Source organism: Rikenella sp., from assembly GCF_056799795.1.
The window spans coordinates 1-25,588 of the sequence record NZ_JBQIQO010000002.1; the positions used below are offsets into that span (position 1 = coordinate 1).

The 25,588-nt window shown below is 57.5% G+C and carries 24 protein-coding genes; 14 read left to right on the forward strand and 10 right to left on the reverse strand.

Going from position 1 to position 25,588, the window contains the following annotated elements; translation table 11 throughout:
- Window positions 1-138: 138 nt before the first annotated feature.
- Complete coding sequence (locus ACTO3O_RS00590; protein ID WP_297829373.1) at window positions 139-285, reverse strand: hypothetical protein; 147 nt, start codon at window positions 283-285, stop codon at window positions 139-141.
- Between the two features lie 138 nt (window positions 286-423).
- Between ACTO3O_RS00590 and ACTO3O_RS00595 the strand changes: the two genes are divergently transcribed.
- The 3 genes from ACTO3O_RS00595 (at window position 424) to ftsY (ending at window position 3,872) form a co-directional block, all read left to right on the forward strand.
- Entirely contained in the window at window positions 424-651 is a 228-nt protein-coding gene (locus ACTO3O_RS00595) for a DUF6485 family protein (protein WP_367270575.1), read from the forward strand.
- Window positions 652-1,248: 597 nt separating this feature from the next.
- On the forward strand, window positions 1,249-2,865 hold the full coding sequence (locus ACTO3O_RS00600; protein WP_297829368.1) for an ABC-F family ATP-binding cassette domain-containing protein: 1,617 nt from the start codon (window positions 1,249-1,251) through the stop codon (window positions 2,863-2,865).
- A gap of 20 nt (window positions 2,866-2,885) precedes the next feature.
- Window positions 2,886-3,872, forward strand: coding sequence for a signal recognition particle-docking protein FtsY (ftsY, locus tag ACTO3O_RS00605; RefSeq protein WP_297829366.1), 987 nt, complete (start codon window positions 2,886-2,888; stop codon window positions 3,870-3,872).
- Between the two features lie 1,131 nt (window positions 3,873-5,003).
- Here the strand turns inward: ftsY and ACTO3O_RS00610 are convergent.
- Window positions 5,004-5,234 carry a hypothetical protein gene (locus tag ACTO3O_RS00610; protein WP_297829364.1) on the reverse strand — a complete coding sequence of 77 codons (231 nt, stop codon included), beginning with the start codon at window positions 5,232-5,234 and terminating at the stop codon, window positions 5,004-5,006.
- A gap of 43 nt (window positions 5,235-5,277) precedes the next feature.
- Here ACTO3O_RS00610 and ACTO3O_RS00615 point away from each other — a divergent pair, with 43 nt between their 5' ends.
- The gene (locus ACTO3O_RS00615) at window positions 5,278-5,826 is read left to right on the forward strand and encodes a CvpA family protein (RefSeq protein WP_297829362.1); all 549 of its coding nucleotides are present in this window, start codon (window positions 5,278-5,280) and stop codon (window positions 5,824-5,826) included.
- On the opposite strand, the gene metG is transcribed toward ACTO3O_RS00615, so the two are convergent.
- Window positions 5,778-7,949, reverse strand: coding sequence for a methionine--tRNA ligase (gene metG / locus ACTO3O_RS00620; protein WP_297829375.1), 2,172 nt, complete (start codon window positions 7,947-7,949; stop codon window positions 5,778-5,780). The two genes, ACTO3O_RS00615 and metG, sit on opposite strands and share 49 nt — an antisense overlap.
- A 220-nt stretch (window positions 7,950-8,169) precedes the next feature.
- Between metG and ACTO3O_RS00625 the strand changes: the two genes are divergently transcribed.
- From ACTO3O_RS00625 to ACTO3O_RS00635, 3 genes are all read left to right on the forward strand, one after another.
- On the forward strand, window positions 8,170-8,424 hold the full coding sequence (locus ACTO3O_RS00625) for a hypothetical protein (RefSeq protein WP_297627989.1): 255 nt from the start codon (window positions 8,170-8,172) through the stop codon (window positions 8,422-8,424).
- Window positions 8,425-8,533: 109 nt separating this feature from the next.
- Complete coding sequence (locus tag ACTO3O_RS00630) at window positions 8,534-9,637, forward strand: DUF4934 domain-containing protein (RefSeq protein WP_297829359.1); 1,104 nt, start codon at window positions 8,534-8,536, stop codon at window positions 9,635-9,637.
- The gene (locus ACTO3O_RS00635; protein WP_297829356.1) at window positions 9,621-10,184 is read left to right on the forward strand and encodes a thioredoxin domain-containing protein; all 564 of its coding nucleotides are present in this window, start codon (window positions 9,621-9,623) and stop codon (window positions 10,182-10,184) included. The genes ACTO3O_RS00630 and ACTO3O_RS00635 overlap by 17 nt, the downstream gene beginning before the upstream one ends.
- Before the next feature lie 66 nt (window positions 10,185-10,250).
- On the opposite strand, the gene ACTO3O_RS00640 is transcribed toward ACTO3O_RS00635, so the two are convergent.
- Complete coding sequence (locus tag ACTO3O_RS00640; RefSeq protein ID WP_294594104.1) at window positions 10,251-11,222, reverse strand: ROK family protein; 972 nt, start codon at window positions 11,220-11,222, stop codon at window positions 10,251-10,253.
- A 95-nt stretch (window positions 11,223-11,317) separates the two neighbouring features.
- Here ACTO3O_RS00640 and ACTO3O_RS00645 point away from each other — a divergent pair, with 95 nt between their 5' ends.
- On the forward strand, window positions 11,318-11,767 hold the full coding sequence (locus ACTO3O_RS00645) for a hypothetical protein (RefSeq protein WP_298080688.1): 450 nt from the start codon (window positions 11,318-11,320) through the stop codon (window positions 11,765-11,767).
- Between the two features lie 467 nt (window positions 11,768-12,234).
- Here ACTO3O_RS00645 and ACTO3O_RS00650 read toward each other — a convergent pair whose 3' ends face one another.
- The 4 genes from ACTO3O_RS00650 to ACTO3O_RS00665 all read right to left on the reverse strand — a co-directional run bounded on the left by ACTO3O_RS00650 (window position 12,235) and on the right by ACTO3O_RS00665 (window position 17,079).
- Window positions 12,235-12,393: a hypothetical protein gene (locus tag ACTO3O_RS00650; RefSeq protein ID WP_297829350.1), complete on the reverse strand. Its 159-nt coding sequence runs from the start codon at window positions 12,391-12,393 to the stop codon at window positions 12,235-12,237.
- A gap of 38 nt (window positions 12,394-12,431) precedes the next feature.
- Window positions 12,432-13,496, reverse strand: coding sequence for a GIN domain-containing protein (locus tag ACTO3O_RS00655; RefSeq protein WP_297829347.1), 1,065 nt, complete (start codon window positions 13,494-13,496; stop codon window positions 12,432-12,434).
- Window positions 13,497-13,536: 40 nt separating this feature from the next.
- Entirely contained in the window at window positions 13,537-16,014 is a 2,478-nt protein-coding gene (locus ACTO3O_RS00660; protein WP_297829343.1) for an ABC transporter permease, read from the reverse strand.
- Between the two features lie 99 nt (window positions 16,015-16,113).
- Window positions 16,114-17,079: a sensor histidine kinase gene (locus tag ACTO3O_RS00665; RefSeq protein WP_297829340.1), complete on the reverse strand. Its 966-nt coding sequence runs from the start codon at window positions 17,077-17,079 to the stop codon at window positions 16,114-16,116.
- Window positions 17,080-17,266: 187 nt separating this feature from the next.
- Between ACTO3O_RS00665 and ACTO3O_RS00670 the strand changes: the two genes are divergently transcribed.
- The 6 genes from ACTO3O_RS00670 (at window position 17,267) to ACTO3O_RS00695 (ending at window position 24,802) form a co-directional block, all read left to right on the forward strand.
- Complete coding sequence (locus ACTO3O_RS00670) at window positions 17,267-18,565, forward strand: cysteate synthase (protein ID WP_297829337.1); 1,299 nt, start codon at window positions 17,267-17,269, stop codon at window positions 18,563-18,565.
- Between the two features lie 150 nt (window positions 18,566-18,715).
- Window positions 18,716-20,050: an argininosuccinate lyase gene (gene argH / locus ACTO3O_RS00675; RefSeq protein ID WP_297829334.1), complete on the forward strand. Its 1,335-nt coding sequence runs from the start codon at window positions 18,716-18,718 to the stop codon at window positions 20,048-20,050.
- Between the two features lie 284 nt (window positions 20,051-20,334).
- Complete coding sequence (locus ACTO3O_RS00680; protein ID WP_297829330.1) at window positions 20,335-21,921, forward strand: hypothetical protein; 1,587 nt, start codon at window positions 20,335-20,337, stop codon at window positions 21,919-21,921.
- Between the two features lie 9 nt (window positions 21,922-21,930).
- On the forward strand, window positions 21,931-22,476 hold the full coding sequence (locus ACTO3O_RS00685; RefSeq protein WP_298080692.1) for a hypothetical protein: 546 nt from the start codon (window positions 21,931-21,933) through the stop codon (window positions 22,474-22,476).
- Window positions 22,477-22,576: 100 nt separating this feature from the next.
- Window positions 22,577-23,062, forward strand: a complete 486-nt coding sequence (locus ACTO3O_RS00690) for a hypothetical protein (protein WP_297829324.1) — start codon at window positions 22,577-22,579, stop codon at window positions 23,060-23,062.
- Window positions 23,063-23,161: 99 nt separating this feature from the next.
- Complete coding sequence (locus ACTO3O_RS00695) at window positions 23,162-24,802, forward strand: O-antigen ligase family protein (RefSeq protein WP_297829322.1); 1,641 nt, start codon at window positions 23,162-23,164, stop codon at window positions 24,800-24,802.
- A 76-nt stretch (window positions 24,803-24,878) separates the two neighbouring features.
- Here ACTO3O_RS00695 and ACTO3O_RS00700 read toward each other — a convergent pair whose 3' ends face one another.
- Together ACTO3O_RS00700 and tsaE are read right to left on the reverse strand one after the other, a co-directional pair.
- Window positions 24,879-25,094, reverse strand: coding sequence for a hypothetical protein (locus ACTO3O_RS00700; protein ID WP_297829319.1), 216 nt, complete (start codon window positions 25,092-25,094; stop codon window positions 24,879-24,881).
- Window positions 25,091-25,558, reverse strand: coding sequence for a tRNA (adenosine(37)-N6)-threonylcarbamoyltransferase complex ATPase subunit type 1 TsaE (gene tsaE, locus ACTO3O_RS00705; protein WP_297829316.1), 468 nt, complete (start codon window positions 25,556-25,558; stop codon window positions 25,091-25,093). The genes ACTO3O_RS00700 and tsaE overlap by 4 nt, the downstream gene beginning before the upstream one ends.
- Window positions 25,559-25,588 lie beyond the last annotated feature (30 nt).

The window sequence follows — 25,588 nt, forward strand, 5'->3', positions numbered from 1 at the left end:
GAGATCCTGCGAGTGGAACCACAAGAACACGCCGTTAGTCCTGCTAAGAGCGGAAGACCAACTGTACCCGCTGCCGCCGACGCCCGTCAGAACACCCGTATCCCGATTGCGGAAACCCGGGGCGGGGTTTGTCTCCGTTTATTCCGAGAGGCAACGCAACTGAAAACCGTAGGCGCGACCGTCCGAGGGGCTAGCGTGGAGGTACTGCGAATTGAAATGCAAGTCCAGGCCGCCGATGCCGCTCGTGGCGGAAGACCAGCTGAACCCGCCGTTGCCGACGCCCACCGGTACGCCCGAGGTTGCGTTGCGGTAGCCCGGGGCGGGGGATTTGCAAAATTTGACACCAAACAAGACAGAAATTCCCTCCTCCGGACACATCTATGACGATACCATACCTTGAACATAATACTTACTCCAAAAGCCATGGAATGTAAACAAGGCCCTCAGAATGCGGCTTGTCCATGTAGCGCCACGAGATGCACCCGTCACGGATACTGCTGCCAGTGCGTGGCGCATCACCGCAGCAAAGGACAACTCCCGGCCTGCTTTTTTCCGAAAGATATCGAACTGACCCACGACCGGTCGATCGAACGTCTGGCCGCCACCTTTGCCGAACGCGGCGCGTGGTGGAAAAATCCCGGCACAAAATAGAGCGCGATAAAAAGGGATCGGAGTGCGATAAATCCTGAGAGGCAACGCAACTGAAAACCGTGGCCGCGATTGTGCGCGTTGCTGGGGTTGAGCTCCTGCATGTAGAAGTCCAAATACCGCACCGTGACACCGCCCGTCACCGGCGTACACGACCAACTGTACCCGTTGTTGCCGACGTTCCTTGCTACACCCTCATAGCCCGCGCGACCGAAGTCGCGGTAGCCCGGGGCGGGAACCGCGCACGGCGGCGTGTTGCGAGCGACCGCTTCGTGAGCGGCGATGGCAGCTCCCCCTCGAACATCCGGGGGGAAGCGGAGCCGGTCGCCGCAGGAAATAACTATCCCCTCTCGAACCGCAGCAGGAGAGGCGCAGTGGGCCGCTGAATTTATCGTTCGCCCTGCCGGAACGCATACCCTCCGGCACTCCGGAACCCGTGTGCTCCGATCCCGATTCCGCAAAGAAATAAAAAATCACCGCTCGCTCCTCCGGCCGATTGCCGGATATTTTGGGTATCTTTGCCTTTCACTACCTTTTACGAACCCCTCCGCCCCCGGCGGCGAGGGGTGGCTAAGCAATCGAAATAGCTTTAATAGACAAATGATTACGGTATCCAACTTAGAAGTCCAATTCGGCAAACGCGTCCTGTTCAAAGACGTCAATCTGAAGTTTACGCCCGGTAACTGTTACGGTGTGATCGGGGCCAACGGCGCAGGGAAATCGACCTTTCTGCGCGTGCTCGCCGGCGAAGTCGATCCGACGCGCGGCAGTGTCGCGTTCGGGCCCGGCGAACGGCTCTCGGTGCTGAAACAGGATCACTTCGAATTCGACGAACACACCGTGCTGGATACCGTGCTGATGGGGCACCAGCCGCTGTGGGAGATTATGCAGGCCAAGAACGCCATCTACGCCAAGGAGGACTTTTCGGACGAAGACGGGCTGCGGGCGGCGGAGCTGGAGGAGAAGTTCGCTGAGATGGAGGGGTGGAATGCCGAGAGCGATGCCGCCGAACTGCTCAGCGGGCTGGGGATCAAGGAGAGTCTGCACTATTCGCTGATGGGCGAACTCAATGCCAAGGAGAAGGTGCGGGTGCTGCTGGCCCAGGCCCTGTTCGGGAAACCGGACAACCTGCTGCTCGACGAGCCGACCAACGACCTGGACGTCAATACCATCATGTGGCTCGAAAACTACTTGTCGAACTACGAGAATACGGTGCTCGTGGTGTCGCACGACCGCCACTTCCTCGACGCGGTGAGCACGCATACGATCGATATCGACTACAGCGACATCAACCTCTTTGCCGGGAACTACAGTTTCTGGTACCAGTCGAGCCAGTTGGCGGCGCGTCAGCAGGCCCAGCAGAATAAAAAGGCCGAGGAGAAGCGGAAGGAGCTCATGGAGTTTATCCAGCGTTTCTCGGCCAACGTGGCGAAGTCGAAACAGACTACTTCGCGCAAAAAGATGCTCGAAAAGCTCAACATCGAGGAGATTAAGCCGTCGATGCGGAAGTATCCCGGGATTATCTTCCAGCCGGAACGCGATCCGGGGACGAAGATTCTGGCGGTGGATGGGCTGACTTACTCCACGCCGGACGGCGAGACGCTGTTCCGCAATCTGTCGTTCACGATCGAGAAGGGGGACAAGGTGGTTTTCCTTTCGCGCGAGCCGCGGGCGGTGACGGCCTTGTTGGAGTGCATCACGGGCAACGTCGCGCCGGAGGCCGGGATGATCGAGTGGGGGGTGACCATCAAATCGGCCTATTTGCCGGTCAACAACACGGCGTTTTTCAACTCCGACCTCTCGATTATCGACTGGCTGGCGCAGTACTCGCCGGATACGAGCGAACTGTTCCTGCGGGGCTACCTCGGGAAGATGCTCTTCAGCGGTGAGGAGGTCTACAAGAAGGTGAGCGTCCTGTCGGGGGGCGAGAAGATGCGTTGCATGATCGCCCGGATGATGATCGAGAATCCGAATACGCTGGTGCTCGACTCGCCGACGAACCACCTCGACCTGGAGTCGATCCAGGCGTTCAACAACTCGCTGGTCTCGTTCCCGGGGATTGTCCTGATGACGTCGCACGACCACGAATTTATCGAAACGGTGGCGAACCGGATCATCGAAATCACGCCTAATGGGATGGTGGACAAGTACATGGAGTACGACGAGTATATCCTGAGCGAAAAGATCCGGGCGCAGCTGGATGGGTTGTACCAATAAAAATTCGGTTTGATATTCCTATGAGTATATTCGATCTGTTTCGGAAAAAGGACGCCGACGAAGCGCAGCAGGGGACGCTCGACCGGGGACTGGAAAAGAGCCGCGAGGGAATATTTTCCAAGCTGTCGCGGGCGCTGGTGGGGAAGTCGCGGGTCGACGAAGAGGTGCTCGACGAGCTCGAAGAGATTCTCATTACGGCCGATGTGGGGGTAGATACGACGTTGCACATCATCGAGCGTATCGAAGCCAGAGTGGCACGGGATAAGTATCTGAATGCGGAGGAGTTGAATGCGATTTTGCGGGAGGAGGTGACGGCGCTGCTGGCCGAGGCGCCGGCGGTGACTTCGTCGTCCGACCTGGGGATGCTGTTCGAGAAGGATGCGGCGGGCAATCCGTTCGTGCTGATGGTCGTGGGGGTCAACGGGGTGGGGAAGACGACTTCGATCGGCAAGCTGGCGGCGCGGCTGACGGCGGCGGGCAAACGGGTCTATCTGGGCGCGGCGGACACGTTCCGTGCGGCGGCGATCGACCAGTTGGAGGTGTGGGCCGAGCGGGCGGGGGCGAGGTTGGTGAAGCAGCAGATGGGGGCGGATCCGGCTTCGGTGGCGTTCGACACGCTTTCGGCGGCGAAGGCGGCGGGGGCGGATGTGGTGATTATCGACACGGCGGGGCGGTTGCACAATAAGGTCAATCTGATGAACGAATTGACCAAGATTCGGAACGTGATGCAGAAGGTGGTGCCGGATGCTCCGCACGAGGTGATGCTGGTGTTGGATGGTTCGACGGGGCAGAATGCGTTCGAACAGGCGAAACAGTTCGCGGCGGCGACGCAGATTACGTCGCTGGCGATCACGAAGTTGGACGGGACGGCCAAGGGGGGTGTCGTGGTGGGGATTTCGGAACAGTTTCGGATTCCGGTGCGATATATCGGTGTGGGCGAGGGGATCGATGATTTGCAGGTGTTCGACGGGGCTCGGTTCGTGGCTTCTCTTTTCGGAGATCGGTGAACGGCCTGTGGGGGCGTTTTGTTGGGGCTCTTTTTACTATAGGTGGGGCCCGCGAACAAAAGCAGCCATAGCGAAACGCAGTTTCGCTCGTCCCTCCGGTGCGCCCATCGGTCGTTTTGTTAGGGTTGTCTTTGCCTTATTAACCGATCGCCACCCGCACAGGGCAGTTTCAGGCGGGGTAAAGCTCGACCGTGCCCCCGCCTAAAGAGGGAAATCGTCAAAATGCACTTTGTGCGTTTTGACAAGATTTCCCCAGGCCCGCGGACGAAGAACGGGGGTAGAGGCTGCCATTAAACCACCCGAAGGGTGCGCCCGCCCGGCGTAAGGGCAGTACCCTCCCATAGGACAGATGCGCGCCACGCCTTAAGGAGCGATTCAACTATTTCGGCGTGAGCCGAAATAGAATGAATCGCGCAGGCGCGCGGAAAAACTCGACCGTGTGCGAAAATTCCGTCGCTCGCCCATCTTTCGGGTGCCGAGCGGCACCGGCGGAGCGAGAGCGGAGCCGCAGTGAGGCGGCAGTGCTTTGGGCTGCGACTGTTCTGCGGGTGCGAAAACCGGTTACGGTTTTCGCACCGCGCTGGGCCGAGTATGGGGCTTGGATTTGGGCGGTAGATTGGGCTGAGCCGTTTGCCGGGCTTTGGGGCGAGAGCGAGTAGCGCGATTCGTAGAATCGCCGTCCTCGGCGAGGGCGACGCATTAGCGGCGCGTGAGGGGGCGCCGAGGACGAATGGGTTGTGCTCTTGCGACCTAAAGGGTCGCCGGCCTTGTCGCCCAAGCCGCGTAGCGGCTTCGGGGGGATGGGCGACAGGCCGAACCCGATGGATTGGGGTAATGAAAGAGGTGTTGCTTCTTCGACCCGTAGGGTCGCGCAGTTCGCCGCAGCCCCCGCGGTGGACTGCAACTCGTCGGAGCTCATTGCGCCTCCGCTGGCGGCGAACCGCTAGAGCTGAGGACAAATAGCGTTATTCGTAGAATCGCCGAGCTTGTGCGCTGGGCCGTTTGGCCCACCCGGGGAGCGGGCAGCCCGAAACCGCATGACACGCGAACTGCAGAATCAGAATAGGAAAACGAATATAAGCCCGGGTTCTAAGTCCCCAATCGGTTCCGTCGAAAGCTCTCCTGTCCCGTTTATTCCGAGAGGCAACGCAACTGAAGACCGTAAGCACGGTAGTTGGCACTCGTGGCGGTGAGATAGACCGCGTAAAAATCCAGAAGCCGGGCATAAATGTCGAAAATCGTGCGAGACCAACTGTATCCGAAATTGCCCGTGTGGGTCAGCACCCCCGAGCTGAAGTTGCGGAAGCCCGGGGCGGGCCTTCTGAGAATTTTGCCGAAAAGACGCTGTATCGATCCGTACAAGCCGCTCTGTTGCTAAATCGGGCGGAAACAATCTCTTTGAGGAATGAATATCATCGATATCATAGCTTGTATTATTCTCGTTTGGTGCGCCTGGAGCGGTGGACGGAGCGGGATTCTCGTCCAGCTGAGCGGGATTGTCGGTGTGGTGGTCGGAACATGGGTCGCCTATCGGTTTTCACAGGCTATCGGACAGTGGCTCGACTTGACTGAGTTGCCGTCCGAAGTGCTTTTCGTGCTCGTGCTGATCGGAGTGATGATCTGCGTCATCCTGCTCAGCCACTTGGTCACCCGTCTGCTCAAAACCGGGGGATTGGCCGGGCCGCTGCGGCTGCTGGGAGCGCTGTTCGCCGTGGCGAAAGGAATTTTGCTGGCAGCGTTGGCCGTGATGGCGCTGGAGGCTTTTCGGCCCTATTTGCCTGAAAAAAATCGGGCTTCGTTCGACCAGTTGACGAACGAAGCCCGTAGTTACTCGTTGTTGAAAGGGGTCGGCGAGTATGTCTTCCCCTATATCGTCGGCGGAGTCAGGGCCGCTGCGGCCGAGCTCTATCCGACCACTGAACCGGCCGGTACTTCTCCGGCTGTCGAGTCGTAGTCCGTCGGCGCTACGATCGACAGGGCGCCCGTTGGCGACTCCGCCATCAGGATCATACCCTGAGACTCGATCCCCTTAAGCACCCGCGGCGCGAGGTTCACCAAAACCAGCACCTGTTTCCCGACCATCTCTTCCGCGGTGAAATACTCCGCGATCCCCGAAACGATCGTTCGCGTATCCAATCCCGTATCTACCGTCAGTTTCAGCAACTTTTTGGTCTTCGGCACCGGTTCGGCTGCGATGACTTTCGAGACGCGGATGTCCATTTTCGCGAAATCGTCGAACTGTACCGTCTCTTCCTTCGCCGGAGCGACCGTCGCATTGGCCGCTGCATTCGCAGCTTTGGTAGCGGCGAGTTTGGCCAACTGTGCCTCGACTACCGCGTCCTCGATCTTCTCGAACAGCAGTTCCGCTTGGCCCAACTCGTGTCCCGGCTCCAGGAGAGTCAGGCAGCCGATGTTGTCCCACTTCAATTCCGAAGCCGGCAGGCGCAACATCTCGCGCAACTTGACCGCCGTGAACGGCAGGAACGGTTCGGCGGCGATCGCCAGCGATGCGGTGATCTGCAAGGCGATGTTCAGGATGGTCGCTACGCGCGCTTCGTCTGTTTTGACGACTTTCCACGGCTCCGTATCCGCCAGATACTTGTTCCCCAGCCGCGCGAGGTTCATCATCTCCTTCAACGCCTCGCGGAACCGATAATTCTCGATATTCTGTTCGATGGCCTCCTTGAACACGGGCAGTTGTGCTACGATCTCCCGGTCGTAGTCGGTCAGTCCGGTCGCCGGGTCGATCGCCGGGACGCACCCGCCGAAATATTTGTGGGTCAAGACCAGTGCCCGGTTCACGAAATTGCCGAAAATCGCCACCAACTCATTGTTGTTCCGAGCCTGGAAGTCGCGCCAGGTGAAGTCGTTGTCTTTGGTCTCGGGCGCATTGGCGCAGAGGACGTACCGCAAGACATCCTCTTTCCCCGGGAACTCGTCGAGGTACTCGTGCAGCCACACCGCCCAGTTCCGCGAGGTGGAGATTTTGTCGTTCTCGAGGTTCAGGAATTCGTTGGCGGGGACGTTTTCCGGCAGGATAAATTCGCCGTGCGCCTTGAGCATCGACGGGAAGACGATGCAGTGGAAGACGATGTTGTCTTTGCCGATAAAGTGCACCAGTTTGGTATCTTCATCCTGCCAATAAGGTTTCCACCCCTCCGCATCGCCACGGTTCTCGAACAGCTCCTTCGTGGCCGAGATATAGCCTATCGGCGCGTCGAACCACACATAGAGAACCTTTCCCTCCGCCCCTTCGACCGGCACGGGTATCCCCCAGTCCAAGTCGCGGCTCACGGCGCGAGGCAGCAGCCCTCCGTCCAGCCAACTCTTGCACTGGCCGTAGACGTTTGTTTTCCAGGTCTCTCCCTCGCCGGCTGCGGCGTGCTGCTCCAAAATCCACTGCCGCAAAAATGCTTCGTATCGATCCAACGGCAGGAACCAGTGCTTGGTCTCCCGCAGCACCGGCGTGGCTCCGGTAATCGCAGATTTCGGGTCGATGAGCTCGGTCGGCGAGAGGGTCGAACCGCACTTCTCGCACTGGTCGCCGTATGCGCCTTCGCTCTGACACTTGGGACAGGTGCCGGTGATGTACCGGTCGGCCAAGAATTGCCGGGCTTCGGGGTCGTAGTATTGCTCGGTGGTCTGCTCGATAAAGTCGCCCTGGTCGTACAGCTTCCGGAAAAAGTCCGAGGCGGTGCGGGCGTGGGCCGGGCTGCTGGTTCTGGAGTAGATGTCGAAGCTGATCCCGAACCGTTTGAAGGCGTCTTTGATAATCCCGTGGTATTTGTCCACGACGTCCTGAGGGGTCACGCCCTCTTTCTTGGCTTTGATGGTGATGGGCACGCCGTGTTCGTCGGAGCCGCAGATGGAGATGGCCTCTTCGCCGCGTCCGCGAAGGTACCGGACGTAGATGTCGGAGGGTACGTAAACGCCGGCGAGGTGGCCGATATGTACGGGTCCGTTGGCGTAGGGCAGGGCGGAGGTCACTAAATATCGTTTCGGTTGTCTCATCTCAAATGATTTATATACATGCGCTTCTGTGACGCGTTTGTTTTGTGCAGGACAAAATACAAATATAGTGTTTTAATACTTTAGTAGGTTTGGGCGGTTTGTTATAATATTAGGATGGTGTGGGGATGTTAAAAATTAAACACTTTAAGGGTTTGTTGTTTGTTCTTAAACGTTTCAGTGAAAACGAATGCGACTCTTATTGTTTTGTGTGTGTTTTATTTTATATTTGCCTTTGAATTGATTTTGACGTCGGATCATTTCTTAAAACTTTTAAAAAATTAAAGTCATGAAAAAGAAACACATTTTCATAACGGCAATTGGTACGCTTTTTTTAAGCGCTGGCGTGTTCTCTGCGGTTCATTTTTCTGCTGAGAATGCCAACAGTTCTGATCTGACTCTTTCCAATATCGAAGCAATGGCGTTGGGAAAAGATTTGGAAGATGGCTATGAGTTTGTTAATAAACACGGAGTCGATCTTGGTGGGGGAGCTGTACAAGTTACATGTACATGTGGTGGTGATGGTTTCTTGAGCTGCTGCTAAATTCTAAAAAGATTGGAAGGGAATAGTAATGTTTCCTTCCAATCAAAATTTATGCTGTATTATGCGGATTCTTAATTGTTTATTCGTAGCTGTTTCTTTTGTCATAGGGATGGTAGGTTGCGGTCGGAGTGCGTCGGATGCCGATGATGCGCAGGTGCCCACGGTTCGGTTGTCGATGGACGAAGCGCCCTTGGCCGATACGGTCGCCGGACGACTGTTTCGGAATCCCTCGTATGTCACGCTGCGCGGGAGAATGCTGGGCAGTATCAGCCAGTTGCTCGATTGGCGCGACCGGTATGTGATTTTCGACCGGAAACAGAATTACGTCTATCTGTTCGATACCACCGGACAGTTTATCCGTCAGGTGGGGCAGGTCGGCAAAGGGCCGCGGGAGTATGTGCAGCTGAGCGGCGTGGCGTTGGCCGGGGATACGCTGGTGCTCTATGCCGACCAGCCGAACAAACTGATGTATTACGACCGGGTCGGAGATTTTCTCGGAGAACGGCCTGTGGCGCGTCGGTATTGCTTCTTGGAGGGGATCGGGTATGGGGGTGCCGATGGCAGGGTCTATGGCGTGATGCCCGCAAACCGGGGGACTTCGGGGTATACGGTCGCCCGGCTGACGGAAGACGGGACGGACGGGGCGGATTTTCTGCCGTTCAAGGAGTGGCCGGCGGCGGTGACGGCGGGAGCGATTCTGACGGCGGCGGACAGCGGCGTGCTGTGGATCAGCCGGCCGTTCGACAACCGGGTCTATCGCGTCGATCGGACGAACGGGGAGCCGCGGGCGGTCTGTCGGCTCGATTTCGGGCCGGGGAACATGCCGGCGGGATACACGGAGGGACTGGACGACTACGATGTGATTCTGAAGGCGAGCAAGGAGGGGGTTGTTTTCCACGCGGCGCGACCGTGTCAGGTGGGTAACTGCTTGTTGATCGGGACGTTCGGTGACTATTTCCTGATCGATTTAGCGGACGGGAGGGCCCGGAAGGTGGAGTCGATAGCGGTGGGAGATGGGATCGAGGGGCAGCTCTGGAGCTATGTGCCGATGGAGTATCAGAGCCGTCGGCTGGTGCTTCAGCTGATACCGGAGCGGGTGCAGGCGCTGGCGGGGATGGGGCGGATGAAGGTGACGCCTCAGATGGATTCGTTGTTGCAGGCGAATGGGGAGCTGGAAAATCCGATATTAGTCATTTATGATGTGGAAGATTAACGTTTTAGGGCTGGCCTTGTGGGCTGCCGGGTTGGTGGCTTGCGGCAGGGCGGGTGACGGGACGGCGGAGGATATCCGGCGGTGGGTCGGGATGCGGCTGGAGATTCCGGCCGATATGGCGGCGAGGGCCGACGGTCGGGATACGCTCTTGAGTCCGGGCGATACGGCGGGGGTGGCGAAGGTGCTGGTCTATTACAGCGCCGAGGGGTGCACGCCGTGCAAACTCAAGGAGCTGATGCAGTGGCGGCCGATGATCGAAGAGCTGGCGGAGGATAGCGCGGTGCGGTTCGTTTTCATCCTGAATCCGGCCCACACGACGGAACGGGAGTTGGAGATGACGCTCTACGGGATGCGGTTTGTCCATCCGGTTTTTTATGATCGGGCGAACGAGTTCGAGATTTCGAACCCGGAATTGCCAAAAAATCCGGTGTTTCAGACCTTTCTGCTGGACAGTGCGAATCGGGTGATGCTCGTGGGGTCTCCGGTGGGCAATGCGAAGATGTGGGAACTCTATAAGCGTACGATTGCCGGGATGACGGCGGAATAAAAGTACAGGGGGCTATGCTTCGACAGCATAGCCCCCTGTACTTTAGAATAACAGATAGGTGTTCTTCTATTCCCGTTCCAGCTGTTGCCAAATCAAGGCCGAAGCTCCCAGCACCGCCGCGTTCTTTCCGTCGATCCCCGACGGCAACAGTTTTACCTTATTCCTGAAGTTCGAGAGCATGTGCATCTCCATGTACTTCTTGGTCGGCTCGAAGATGTATTTGCCTGCCTTCGCCAACCCGCCGAAAAGGAAGATCGCTTCCGGCGAGGTGATGGTCACCGCATCCGCCAAGGCCTGTCCCAGAATCATCCCCGTATATTCATACGCCTCGATAGCGAGCCTGTCTCCATTGAGCGCCGCCTTGGTAATCATCTCGGCGGTCAGGTCGTTGTAGCTGATGTTTCGGAATTCGCTGTCTTCGATGTGGTCGGCCAGCAGTTTGAACGCCGTCCGCTTAATCCCCGTCGCCGACACATAGGTTTCCAGGCACCCCTTCCTCCCGCATCCGCACACCCGCGCGCTAGCGGTCTTGTTGACGATCACGTGCCCGAGTTCCCCGGCAAAACTGTCGTGTCCGTACACTAACTGTCCGTTGGCCACGAAGCCGCTCCCGAGGCCCGTCCCCAAGGTCACGACGATAAAGTCTTTCATCCCTTTCGCCGCCCCGTAAACCATCTCGCCGATGGCGGCTGCGTTGGCGTCGTTGGTAATCAGCACCGGAATGGTCGGGTAGTATCGTTTCATCTTTTCGACGAACGGGATGACGCCTTCCCAGATCAGGTTGGCGGCATATTCGATGGTTCCGTTGTAGTAGTTGGCATTCGGCGCTCCGATCCCGATCCCGATGATTTCGAACTCGCCGTCGAGGTTTTTCATCAGGCTCTGGATGCCGATGTAGAGCTCTTCCAGATACTGGTCGAAATCGGGGAATTTCTTGGTGGGTACGACGCCTTCGCCGTACATGTTTCCGTCGCGGTCTACCAGGCCGTAAACGGAATTCGTCCCCCCGATGTCGATGCCTACTGCTAATTGCTTCATGGTATGTGGTTTTTTGAGAATCGTTATGAATACCAAATATAGGGATATTTTATGAAATGCCGCTTCGGGAGAGGTAAAATTCTTTGTTTAGGGCCGTGGCAAGCGGAGGGGGATTGCCGGTCGAGGTGTGCGGCGGAGCGCGAGAGAATTGGGGCCTGCGCGCGAACAAAGATTTGGGCCTCCGGCAGCTTGAGGATGCGAAGCATCCGTCTAAAGTCTTTTTGGTTCTTTTTCTTCAGAAAAAGAACGGTACCCTCAAACTAAGCCGCGCGCCACGCCTTAAAAGGGAAATCGTCAAAACTCGCTTGCGTGTTTTGACAAGATTTCCCAAGGCGCGCGAACAAAGAACGGCGCGCAAAAAATCCGTCGCCCGCCCGCTTAAAGAGGGATTTCGCTCATTTTGCGACAGCAAAATCGAGATGAAATCCCAGCGGGCGACGGGAATGTGGCGGAGCGGTAGCGGAGCCGCAGTGAGGCCGACACGGGGCGGAAAACTGGGGCGAGCTTTGGTCTTTGCTTGTTCTTCGGGCGGTGGATTGGGCTGAACTATTGGCCGAGCATCTGCGACCCTTTGGGTCGCGCAGTTCGCCGCCACCCCACGCGGCGGACTGCAACTCGTCGGGGCTCGTTGCACTCTCCGCTGGCGGCGAACTTAGGCTAAGAACGGATAGCGCGCCGAGGACGAACTTCGCAGAATGGGGGTGATAAATGGGCTGAGCTTCTGCGACCCTTTGGGGCGCCGGCCTTGTCGCCCAGGCGCGTAGCGGCTTCGGAGGGATGGGCGACAGGCCGAACCCGACAGAAGTTGGGATGGTGCATTAGGCTGGAATTGATCGGGTCGGACGCCCGGGAGCTCGCAGTGAGCATGCGAACGTTGCGGGCCTCCCGAGGGGGAGGCGTCCGGCCCGCGCGGCTCTGCGAGCCGCAGGAATCAGTTCAAAACGTAAACAGGGAAGAGGGTTCCGGTTGTTAAGGTAGTTCCAGCCATCTTTCGGGTGCCGCTCGGCACCGTTTATTCCGAGAGGCACCGCAATTGAAAACCGTAGGCGCGGTAGTCCGAGTGGCTGGTGTAAAAGAGCTGTGAACTGAAATTCAAATTCAAACTGTAGATGCCGCTCGTGTCGGAAGACCAGCTGAACCCGTAGTTGCCGACGTCCACCGGATCGTCCAATCGTCCGTCGATACCCGTGTCGCGGAAGCCCGGGGCGGTCAGGCCTCTTTGTGCAGGACGATCATACCCCTCTCTTCCGTCACCCGATACGTACCGCCCTGTATGCGGATTTTCGCCCCTTTTTCCAGCATGATCACGCGTTGTTTCTGCGCCGCCGGAACCGTCGTGTCATCCGGCCCCGGTTGTCGCAGTTGAATGCCTCCCTGCACCGCCGTCACGACCCGGGGCTCGTCGCCGATGACGCACCGTGCTCCCGTCGATACGAGCAGCAGAGAGGGATTCGGCTCCGTCGTTACGGCCGCTTCGTCGTTCGTCAAAGAGGATTTCACGGTCAGCTGCGTCACGTCGAAGAGCCCGTTGTTATACGACCGATGAGTCAGGCTGCGGACTTCGCCCGCCGCATAAATCTTGCCTGTGTTGAACGCCGTGCCCTCCAGACGGTCGACATGGCTGACGCGGATATTCGCCTCTCCGTTGTTGAAAACACTTAGGCTGACCGCCGGAGTGTTCGATATGTCCCCCTCGAATTTCGCGCGGTTGAAAACCGAAATCGAGAGTCTGCCGGTGGCTCGCAGATCGGCGCCGGTCACCTCCGTCCGGTTGAAGCAGATGAATTCGGCATTTTGGAACTGTATCGTCCCCAGCCGGATCTGTCCGTCGCCGGCAGCGCTCAGCTTGCGCAAGTCATTGACCGTAATGACGGCCCGGGCCCGGAAACCGGATTTCGCATGCCTGACGAAGCTCTTTTTGTTTAGCTGAACGCGGCGGGTGTTGTAAAGCCGTAGGATTCCCTGTTTCAACGAATAACGCAGGGTGTCCGACAGGTTTTCTCCCATATTTTCGGATGAGATGAAAGTTCCCCGCTCTTCGTCCCGGGCGGTCGGACAGGTCGGGATGTCGGCCGGAATCTCCAACAGGACTCCCGTCGGGCTGCCCTGCCGAATCTCCACGTCGAAATTCCCGGCCAGAAAAATCTCGTGAATCGACTCGCCCTCGAAACAGGTCAGGGTGCGTGTCTGCGGTGCCTCCTGGGCCGCGGCTGTGCCGAGGAGCCCGATGAGTAGAACGACTGCGTGGAAGCCGGTTTTCAGGATGCTTTTCATAAGGTTTGTAAGGTTAAAACAGACGAATCGATGCAGGGTGTTATTCCGTTTTCAGCGACCGGATCGGGTTGGCGCGCAGCGTGATCAGAATCCGGCTGCCCACCGTCGCCAGCGTCACGGCAGCCAGTATCCCCACCGGCACGACGAAGAGCCACCCGTTCGTCCCGATCCGGAACGGATAGCGCGCCAGCCAGCTCTGCATGGCATACCACGCCAGCGGGATGCCGATCGCCACGGCCGCCGCTATCAGCCAGACGAATTCGGCCGACAACGATCGGAAGAGGTCGAGCCCCGTCGCGCCGAACACCTTGCGCACGCCTAACTCCTTGCGCCGGTGGTTGGTCGAGAAGAGCACCATCACCCACAGCCCCACCACGGCCACGAAGAGTGCCAGCCCGGAAAACAGGGCGAAAACCCGTCCGAAACGGCTCTCCTCCTGATATTGGGCGTCGTAGAACCGGTCGATGAAGAAGCGGTCGAAGGTCGATTCCGAAAAGAAACGCTGCCACTCCGTCTCTGCCGTCCGGAGCAGTTCGTCGATCGGGGCGTTTTCGGCGAATTTCACCGAAACGAACTTCTGAGGCAGCCACCCCAATGCACTCTCGCGGATCAGCATGATCGGCGTATAGCCGTTCCGCAGCCCCTGCTGGTGATAATCTTTTACTACGCCGACGATCTCCATCGGCCGGTCTTCGCGGGTTTCGACCGTCACGAACTTTCCCACCGCCTCGTCCGGCGTGGCGAATCCCAGCGCCCGGACGGCCGCTTCGTTGACGACCATCCGGTCTTCGTCGCCCGTGAACTCCGCGCCGAAGCCTCGTCCGGCCACCACCGCCAGTCCGTAGGTCGCGATATAGTCCTCGTCCGCCACCAGCATCTCGTACAGCCGGTTCTGTTTCGTCACGTCGCTCGTCAGCCGGTTCGAGAGGAAGGTCGCCACCTCCATCCCCGGCACGGCGTTCGAGAGGGTCACCCGCTCCACCTCTTTCCGCTCCTCCAGGGCCCGTTTGTAGGCCTGCATCCGCTCCGGCAGGTCGGACATCGAGCCCGGATAGCGGATGGCGAAGATGCGTTGGGTCTCCACCCCTAACGGTTGGGCCCGCATGTAGGCCAGCTGGCGGTCTACGGTGAAGGTGCTCGCGATCAGCACCAGCGAGGCGGTGAACTGCAACACGGTCAGGCAGCGGCGCACGGCGCCCGCCCGACCGGTGCCGATGTATTTGCCTTTCAGGATCGTGGCCGGTCGGACGTTCGAGATAACGAAGGCCGGATAGGCGCCCGACAGCAGCACGCCGAGCAGAAAGATGCCTCCGGCGGCGATCCAGAACACGGGCCGGTCAAGCATCACGAATCCGATTTCGTGGCCGATCAGCCGGTCGAACCACGGCCCGAAGAGAGATACGGCCCCTGCGGCCAGCAGCAGGGCTGCCGAATTGATGACGGCCGACTCCAGCAGGAACTGGCCGATCAACTGTCGGCGGGTGCCGCCCGAGACTTTCCGGATGCCCACTTCGCGGGCCCGCTCCAGCGACCGGGCGGTGGCCATGTTGATGTAGTTGATCCACGCGATGGCCAGAATCGCCAGCGCGACGAGGGTCAGGGTCGTCACGGCCGCCCGACTCCCTTTGGCCTCGCGTTCGTATTTCTTCCACGGGGTCAGGTGGACGTCGGCCGCCGGATTCAGCGACACGCCCCAGGTCTTGTTCCGCAAGGCCTCGTCGGTTTTATAGCGTTCCGCCATCGCGGGGAAGGCCTCCTCCACCGCCCGCGGATCGACGCCCGGAGCCAGTCGGACATAGGTGTAGACCTCGTGCCGGTACCAGAATTCGTCCAGCCAGACGGGCAGGGTCTGCCACGAGAGGAAGAAGTCGAATTGCAGTTGCGAGTTGCGCGGCATCTCCTCCAGAATGCCCGTCACTTCGCAGTTCAGTTCGCCTTCCGACGAGTGGAAACGCAGCGTCTGACCCATAGGGTCTTCGCCCGGAAAGTATTTGGCGGCGGCGTAGGGGGTGATGACCACCCGGTTCGGCCCCGCTAAGGCTGTGGCCGGATCGCCCTCCCGGAGGCGGAAGCCGAAGAGGTCGAAGAACGACGGATCGACCGCCGTGACGCTGTTTTCGCGGTACTGACGGTCGCCGTGGCGGACGATCTGTTCGGTGCCGTGGATGTCGAATCGCGCAAACTCCTCGATGCCCGGAATGTGCCGCTTCATGGCGGGGCCGTAGCCGTAGGAGGAGGTGGCCCAGTCGTCGGTCAGGGTGTTGCCTTCGTAGAACTGCGCTTCGACCCGGTAGAGCCGTTCCCCTTCGGGGTGCATCGAGTCGTAGCTCCGTTCGAAAACGACGTAGTTGAGGATCAGAAGCGCGACGGACATCCCCACGGCGAGCGATAGCAGATCGACCGCGGAGAAGAGTTTGTGTCGCTCGATGCGGCGGAGGGTCAGCAGGAGGTAGTTGCGGAGCATACGGAAAAGATTGGAGGGTGATTCGGTCGAATCACCCTCCAATTCGAATACCAAAGCGGTTTATTGATTGATATTCAGATTACTATAAAAACAGGAATAGGCCGAAAGTGTCTAATTTTTAGACATCGGGTGTCTATTTTCTGGACACTGTCGCTATCGGGTGGCGATGCGGATCGAGACCCGAGTGCCGCCGCCTCCCGGTCGGCTGTCGAGGGTCAGCTCGCCGTGGATCGAACTGATCCGCGAGGCGATGTTCGACAGCCCCATGCCGGTCGGTTCGGTCTCGGGGTCGAACCCGCAGCCGTCGTCGGCCACTCGCACGGAAATTCGGTCGCCGTCGGCCTGCATGTCGATCGTCAGGTTCGCGGCGCCGGCGTGCTTCAGGGCGTTGTTGATCAGCTCGCACACCACCCGGTAGAGAATCACCTCGCGGTCGCGTTCGAAACGGAGATCGCGCATGCCTTCGGTGCGGAGAACGATCCGCGTGGCGGGGCACATCGGCTGGAGCTTGTGAACGAAGGTGTGGATCGCCCGTGCCACGCCGAAGTTGTCCAGAATGTGGGGACTGAGGTTGTTCGATATCTCGGTCAGGCTCTTGACCGCCTCGTTGACCACATACTCGGTGTTGGTCAGAATCTCCTTTTGGGTCGCGTCGAGCGGCTGTTGCAGGAGGGCCGAGACGCTCATCCGGACGGACGAAAGCAGGGGGCCCAGGCCGTCGTGCAGCTCTTTCGAGATGATCTGCCGCTGGTTCTCCTCGGCCCGGATCACGGCGCTCAGGAGCCGTTTCTCGCTGTTCCGCCGCTGCTCCTCGCGCAGGGCGATGTAGTTCAGGATCTTTTTCACCATGAAAACCCCGACGGCGAAACAGAGCGAGGTCGCGATGCCGACCCAGACGTAGTACTCCTCGCGCATCACGATGATACTGGTCCGTCCGTCGGTCAGTGCGGAGAGCTGTCGGGCGAACTCGTCGAAACGCATCACGCACATCAGCACCAGGGCGATGGTGATCAGGATCCACGAGGAGTTGAATTTCGTCCGCTGGGTCAGACGCACGGCCACGCCGGCGGCGAAGATCTGGAGGACGATTGAGATGACGAGTAAGACGAGAAGTACCATATCAGAGGATAAAGATAGGATTTTTCCCGTCGCGGTGCGTGGGGCGGGACTTCGGCGAGGCCGGCCGCGGGCGATTTAGGTATAAATACCCACGGCCGGGGGGCGGCTTTTGTCTATTTTTGCAGATGATACGGGGATTGCCGCTTCGGGGCGGCGGAGGCCCGGTCGAAAAACAAGTACGACAGACATGGAACGATTTACACCTACCCGTTATACACTGACCTGTGTGGCCTCGGGCCGCGAATTCGAGGACGAGGGCTGGACGCTCGACGATCCGGAGTGTGGCGAACCGTCGCTGGTGCGGGCCCGCTATGCGGAGCGGCAGCTCAACGTGCGGGACGACGCTTACGGCATCTATCGCTTTTGCGACTGGCTGCCTATCCGGCGGACGCTGCGCGGAAGCCATGCGCCGGTGACCTATAAGAGCCGGAAGCTGGCCGAGTATTTGGGGCTGGAGAATCTCTATATCACTTTCAGCGGTTACTTCCCGGAGGTGGGGGCGCGGATGACCACCTGCTCGTTCAAGGAGACGGAGGCTTACAACGTCTGCGCCCGGCGGGCGGAGGGCGAGGAGCGCGTGCTGGTGGTCGCTTCGGCGGGCAATACGGCGCGGGCTTTCGCCAAGGTGTGCTCGGACAACCGGATTCCGCTGCTGCTCTCGGTGCCGGAGGACAATGTCGGCGCGCTGTGGTTCGAGGAGCCGCTCGATCCGTGCGTCAAACTCATCGCGCCGTGCTGCGGGGGCGACTATTTCGATGCGATTCACCTGAGCAATCTGGCGCTCTCGTCGCCGCGGTGCTATGCCGAGGGGGGGGCGAAGAATGTGGCGCGGAGGGACGGGATGGGGACGACCGTGCTGTCGGCGGCGACGGCCATCGGCGAGATTCCGGACTACTATTTCCAGGCTGTGGGGAGCGGAACGGGGGCGATTGCGGCGTGGGAGGCCAACTTGAGGCTGATCGAGGACGGGCGGTTCGGGAACAAGCTGATGCGACTGATGGTGTCGCAGAATGCGCCGTTCACGCCGATGTACGATGCCTGGCGGGCGGGCTCGCGCGAGATGCTGCCTTACGACGCGGATCAGGCGCGGGCCGATGCCGAGGCGATCGACGCCAAGGTGCTCTCGAACCGGAAGCCGCCGTACAGTTTGCACGGGGGGCTGTACGACGCGCTGGTGGCGACGGACGGCGATGTGCTGGTGGCGACCAACGAGGAGGCGCGCGAGGCGCGGCGGCTGTTCGAGGAGCTCGAAGGGGTGGATATCTATTCGGCGGCGGGGGTAGCGCTGGCCACGCTGATCCGGGCGGTGCGCGAAGGGCGGGTGGAACGCGACAAGATCGTGATGCTCAATGTGACGGGCGGGGGCGAAGAGCGTTTCCGGCGCGAGCGGGGAAATCGGGTCTGGAACCTGCGGCCGCACCGTGTTTTTCCGTTAGATGCGGACAAGGAGCAGGTGGTGCGGGCGGTCGAAGAGCTGTTTGCCTGACGGCGGGTGCCGGATGGCGGATCGAACGGGCGGACTCTCCTTCACCGAGGAGAGTCCGCCTTGTTTTCTGTCGTGACGGTGTTCGGTGCCCCCAAGTCCGCGGGAAAATCGTATTTTTGTACCGAACGAAACTTATTGAACTTTCCGGAAATGAAACTTTGGCAGAAAAACGGCACCGATACGGCGGAAGTAGACCGATTTACCGTCGGTCTCGACCGCGAAATGGATCTCTCTTTGGCGCGCGCCGACCTGCTCGGCTCGCTGGCCCACACGCGGATGCTGGCGACGATCGGGCTGTTGGCGCAGGACGAGCTGGCAGACGTGCAGCGCGAATTGAAAGCCATCTACCGGACGGTGGAGCAGGGGGATTTCCGGATCGAGGAGGATGTCGAGGATATCCACTCGCAGGTCGAATTGCTGCTTACGCGGCGGATCGGCGAGACGGGCAAGAAGATTCACAGCGGCCGTTCGCGCAACGACCAGGTGCTGGTCGATCTGCGGATTTACCTGCGGCGCGAGATTTATGAGATCGTCGGTGGGGTCGAACGGCTCTTCCGCATGCTCCAGCGGCTGGCCGAACAGCACAGGGAGGTCTTGATGCCGGGCTATACCCATCTCCAGATCGCGATGCCGTCGAGCTTCGGCCTGTGGTTCGGCGCTTTTGCCGAGGGGCTGGTGGACGACCTGACGATGATGGAGGCGGCTTATCGGGTGTGCAACAAAAATCCGTTGGGGTCGGCGGCGGGCTACGGGTCGTCGTTCCCGCTCGACCGCGAGATGACGACGCGCCTGCTGGGGTTCGACACGATGAGCCACAATGTGGTCTATGCCCAGATGGGGCGCGGCAAGACGGAACGCCTGCTGGCGCAGGCGATGTCGGCGGTGGCGGCAACGCTCAATAAACTGGCGACGGACAACTGCCTGTTCTTGTGCCAGAATTTCGGATTTATCGTCTATCCGCCGGAGCTGACCACGGGGTCGAGCATCATGCCGCATAAGAAGAATCCGGACGTGTGGGAGGTGATGCGCAGCAAGTGCAACCGGCTGATGGCTTTGCCGAACGAGATCGCACTGATGACGACCAACCTGCCGACGGGCTATTTCCGGGATTTGCAGCTGCTGAAGGAGGTGCTTTTCCCGGCGATTCGGACGCTCAAGGAATGTGTCGAGATGGCGGATTACATGTTGCAGCATATTGAAGTGAAACACGATATCCTGAACGATCCGAAGTATGATTATCTGTTCAGTGTCGAGGTGGTCAACCGGCTGGTTTTGAGCGGGGTTCCGTTTCGGGAGGCGTATCGGCAGGTGGGGTTGGAGATCGAAAACGGGACGTACAGCCCGTTGCGGGAGGTGCACCACACGCATGCGGGGAGCATCGGAAACTTGTGCCTGGATCGGGTGGATGCTTTGATGGCGGCGGTGTTGGAGCGGTTCGCTTTCGACCGCTTTCTACAGGCGGAGGCGGCGCTGGTGGCGGAGTAATCGGGGGCGGTCTCCTTTTGTATGGTATTTCGGTCAAAGAATACCTGATCTTTCAAACCGGAAACTCTTTCCGCCTTCGGGCGGTCGGGGTTTCCGGTTTTTGTAATTTGCATATCCGTCAAAAATATTCTTGTATACAATATTTAATGGATATTGCATGTATTATGTTTCGTTATTTTAAAATCAGCCGGATGCTTTTTCGTGTGCTTTTTATTATTATATTTATTTCGTGTTTTGAGTCAACTATGCGAATGGATGGATCTATTGGCTAAATTTATCGCAGTATGAAGCACAAACTACTTTTGTACGGAATGTCGGTGATGGTTGCGGGTGTCCTGGTCTGGGCCTGCCGACATGAACGCTTCGGGGCGGATGACCCCGATGCTGTCAAACCGACTCTGACGGTCGGCGAGGCGCAGGACTTTTTCGAATGGCAGTATGCGCAGAGCCTGCCGACAATGACCCGGGCGTCGGGAGACCGTCCGGTGGGGATGTTGCCAGGCGATTTCACGCCGCTGTGGAACAAGGCTCGGATCGGTGCCAATCGCGAGATGGACGGTGCCGATGTGCCGATCGACCCGCACTTCATCTTCACGGCGGTGTTCCATCGGAAGACGGAAACGGGAGATACCCTCCGACAGATGGTGGACATTACCCAGAAACTGGTGGTGAACCGCTGGCATGACCATCAGCAATGGAAGGGAATGTATGCTTATATCGCTACCCTGATCCCTACTCCGGATTATTATTCCCATCATCGGAATTATGGGCAAAAGTTTGTTAATGTAGGAACGAAAGCGGATTTTTCGGGGATTGTGATTTATCATACTTTGGGAGGACGTTTTGTAAATATAGATCAATACCGTGATGGAGTTCGGATAGATCAGGCTTACGATCCGGAAGGTAATTTGTCTTTGGCGGAAGCGTTGTTCCGTATGTTGCCCGAGGCTCAAATTTATGGAGGGACTCCTGCCATGTATAAATTGACTCTGGAGTCGGAAGAAGTAATTGTTCAGGCATGTCGGCAATGTGGGATGCGAGAATGTTATTGTAGAGAGAGTGGGGCGGGCTGTTATTGCAAAACGATCGGTAATGAAGGTGGAGGGAAAGAAGAACCGCCTGTTCCTCCGGGTGGGGGAGGTGGTGGTAACGGCGGTGGCGGCGGAGGAAATATCAGCCCGATAGTCCGGGACATCCCTCCGATTCAAAGGATAGATTGTGCCCTGTCAGCCGGTGAGAATGCTGCTTCGGTTCAAGCGATGTATCGAGTATTTAACAATGCCGGATTACAAAGTTTCATTAATGCTCACATTAATGATAATGTAGAGTGGGGTGTAGCGTTGGATTATGATTCACAAACAAGAACTTATACATTGGGAACCGTAAGGTCGGGAAGTCCTACCAGTGTAGGTATTCCTATTACATATGGTTCATATGTCAATTCGGTGGCCACATTTCATACTCATCCGGCTACTGGAATGCCCCACTCTATGACAGATGTAAGGAGTCTCATGAAAGAAAATCAATGGACAAACGGTAAAACTCATATTTCTATCGTTGCGGTACAGCAAGAAGTAGGAGTTCCTCCAATTATTTATGCGCTTTACATAGAAGACCAGGCCGCAGCCAATACATTTATCGGTACGTTGAATGATCAGTTTAAAAATCAAATGGAACTGGAGGTGCAAGACCTTTTCACCGAGATATATAAAGCCGATCAGTCAATGGACGAGTCGTATGCTTATGCTCTAAGCTATTTACTAAGCAAGTACAATACGGGAGTCCGTATTTTAAAATACGAAAACGGTGATTTCAAACAGCAAGAGACAACCATTCATGGTAATACCATCATTCGTGTAACTTGTCAATAAATTTGAGTCATGAAACACAGGTACCTAATCATTTTTGTTTTTTCGTTTTTTGTTTTTTGTGTCGGGAGGGCGATGGGACAAGGAAAAGTCGTGATTTCGCATCCGTTATATCCGTTCTGTAAGTACGCCGGAGATACGGTAGCGTATCTGACGCAGAACTTCGACGGAGGCGCGGACGATCTTTTTTATAAACAGCCGCTTTCCAGATTCCTTAAAGCTTTGGATCCAAAAATGCCGATACGGACATTTGTTCCTCATTATGTTTCTTTGAATCAGGGGCTTGGAATTGTTGCATTTTTTTGTTTCCCTTATACCCATGAGGAATTGCAGCGTTTTGCCGACGAGGGGAAGGTCATCGATGGGATCGGACTCACTTTTGATGAACTGTTAAGTAAAGATTATGAGTCGGAATTATACAACTACTTTTTAAGCTTGGGGGTTCAGCAGGTTCACTGTTGGACGCCGGAGATTGAACAAAAAATCGGTCATCTGACTTTTATCCAAGGATCGGTTCAAAAAGTAGATATTAAACGCTTTATGAAACCTCGCCCATAGTTTAAGTCGTTTCATTCACCTTTTCTCCGGCACGGTTCGCAGTGAAACCCGGATCCATCTCTTGTGCGAACCGTGCCGGGGATTTTTGTATCTTCGGATTATGAAACGATTGATTTTGCTGTTGTTGTCGATATTCGCGATAACAGCCGTTCAAGCTCAGCAAAAAGTAACCTTGGCCGAATGCGGTGGCGATACGGTGCTCTATCTGCGGAAAACGTTCGACGACCGCAAAGCGGAGTTTATCGGACAACCGTTTTCTAAAGTAATGGATGAATGGACATCGCAAATGACGGTTAATCAATTGACCTTTAAGGATACAGGTATTTGGCCGACAAAAGAAGAAGAGAAATTGTTAGTAAGAGGGGTAAGTCTATATTTAGATACGGAAGATGAGTTTGATCTAAAAGGCCTGCGTCATGAGCCTTGTTATGGAATTTCCGTAGTATTTGCTTCTCCATATTTCCAAAAAGCAGATAGTTTGAGACGGTTACGAGATTCGGAGGGTACTGCTTTAGGATCTAAACTTTACGAACAATTAAAAAACTACATCGTCAAAGACATTTATATGTTTGAGTTAAGACAGTGATAAAAAAGTAAGCACTTTCCCCGGCACGGTTCGTAGTGAAATCCGGATCCATCTCTTGTGCGAATCGTGCCGGGGATTTTTGTATCTTCGGATATTCTTATGATTCACGGTTCACACATCTCTGCCGTATGGCAAATCTTGTTCGGTGTGCTGCTCGTCTGTTGGCCGCTGCTCGACACCGGTGCGAGCGGGGCTGTTACGTCGGAGCGGATTCTGCTGACCGGTGTTGCGCTGGGGCTCCTCTCGACGGCTGTGCTGACCGCGGCTTGTACCGGGGCGCGCTGGCGGTGGAGCGGGGTCGACGGGGGAGTCGGGCTTTGTGGCGGATGGTTTATTTTGCATGTGGCGTTCGTAGGGCCCGGCGAGACCGATCCCTATCCGGTGTCGATCGGTCTGGCAGGCCTTGCGGCTTATGGCTTTTGCCGGGTGGCGGGAACGGCAGGATTGCTGCCGGCGATATTCGTCTCCGGAGTCGTCCAAAGCGGGATTGCATTCGCTCAGTGTGCCGGGTTGGTTGCTTCGAAACACTCGTATTACGGGCTGACCGGATCGTTTCCCAATCCGGGCCCGCTTGGCGGATGGCTGTGTGTCGTGATGCTTGCGGCCGTGGTGCTGATGGAGCAGTCCGGGCGTGAGGGGCGGAAGATACGAACGTTACTTTTCGGGATCGGTGGACTGCCGATCGGCACCGTTCTGTTTCTGACGGATTCCCGGGCGGCGTGGGTCGGTTTTGCGGTGGCTCTTTTTTCTATGCTGCTCACTCGGAGATTCCGATACAAAAAAACGGTTCTCGGGGCATTGACGGCCATTTTTGTGCTGGGGTTCTTTGCTCTGTACCGCTATAAAAAAGAGTCGGCGGATGGACGGCTTCTGATTTGGCGTGTGTCGGCGGATGTGATTTCGAAAAAAACGGGTATCGGTCATGGAGTCGGCACTTTCCCGGAACGTTACATGTTTGCGCAGGCGGACTATTTTGCCCGGAATCCCGAGTCGCGTTTCGTTGCGGTGGCCGACCAGGTGAGTGTGCCGTTCAACGAATGGATCGGCATCGTCTGTGAGCAGGGAGCGGTCGGAGGGGTGTTGGCATTATTGCTCGTCGGAGCGGCGCTGTGTGGCCGTGCTACCGAATCGCAAAGGCAGGGGAGGGTCTTGCTGGTGGGCTTGGGGGTATTCAGCCTGTTTTCTTATCCGCTGACTTTTCCGGCATTCGGGTTGCTATTGGGGGCGATATTGGCCCGGTGTGCGAACCGTCCGGCCGTATCGGGGAAGCGGGTCGCTTTGCGGGTGGCGTTGCCGGTCGCATTATCGGTGGCGATTGGCGGAGGAATTGCCTTGTCTGCGATCGATCGAGTCGGCAGAACGGACAGAAGTCGTTATGTCTGTTTGCAAGAGGTTTCGGCCCGGATGCGCGACTTTTCGCCGTCCGACTTGCCGTGGCTCGATCGACAGGCTCAACGATTGCCGATCGCGGCATTCTATACGGACTTGGGCGATCGGTGGTTGGCTGCCGACAGTGTCGAACGTGCCAAACATTATTATCGTCAGGCGGCTCGTATGATTCCGGGCCGCTTACGTCCGTACGACGGTCTTTTCCGGGCCTGTCTGCGGATGAGGCAAGTGGACTCGGCAATGATGATGGCCCGAAAAATCGTGACTATGCCTGTGAAAGTCGGCAATACGGCGACGATTCGTATGCGTCGCTCAGCGACCGAATGGCTCGAAGAACAACGGGAGGAGTAAGAGAAGCAGGCGATTTTGAGGCTGCCGGATTATTTAGGATAGAGACGGCCATCTTTCGCGTGCCGCGCGTCCCCATTTATTCCGAGAGGCAGCGCAACTGAAAACCGTAAGTACGGCCGTTTGTGTTGCTGGGGTAGAGATACTGTGCGCTGAACGCCAAATACTGCACTGTAATGTCATCTGTCCTTGGCGCAGACGACCAGCTATAGCCGTTGAAGCCGACATATCTTGCTATGCCTTCATAATTCGCATCATATCCGCGGAAGCCCGGGGCGGGGTTTCTGCGAATCACTCGAACACCAGCTCGCGCGTCTCTTCGTCCATCGCCGTCAAACGGATCCGCATCGCCTCTTCAGGCAATAACTCCTCGATTTTTTCCGGCCACTCTACCAGACAGAGGTCGCCGCTGAAAAAATACTCCTCGTAGCCGAAATCGTAGGCCTCTTCCACCGACCGAATCCGGTAGAAATCGAAATGATAGACCGTCTCCTCTTTCGCCGCTTCCTCACCCGCCGGAGGAGTCGCGTGGTACGAGTTTACGATCGCGAACGACGGACTCGTCACCTCCTGAACGTCCACTCCCCGCTGGCGGCAAATCTCCTTGATCAGCGTCGTCTTGCCGGCTCCCATCGCGCCGTAAAAGGCGATGATCGTCGCCCCCCGCGCGGCCGCTTCGGCCAGTACGGCTTCCGCCGCCTCCGGCAAGTCCGACAAACCTTTGACCGTAATCGTCTGTGTGGTGGGATTGCGTTTCATGGGCGCAAGATACGATTTTCGGGGTGAAAA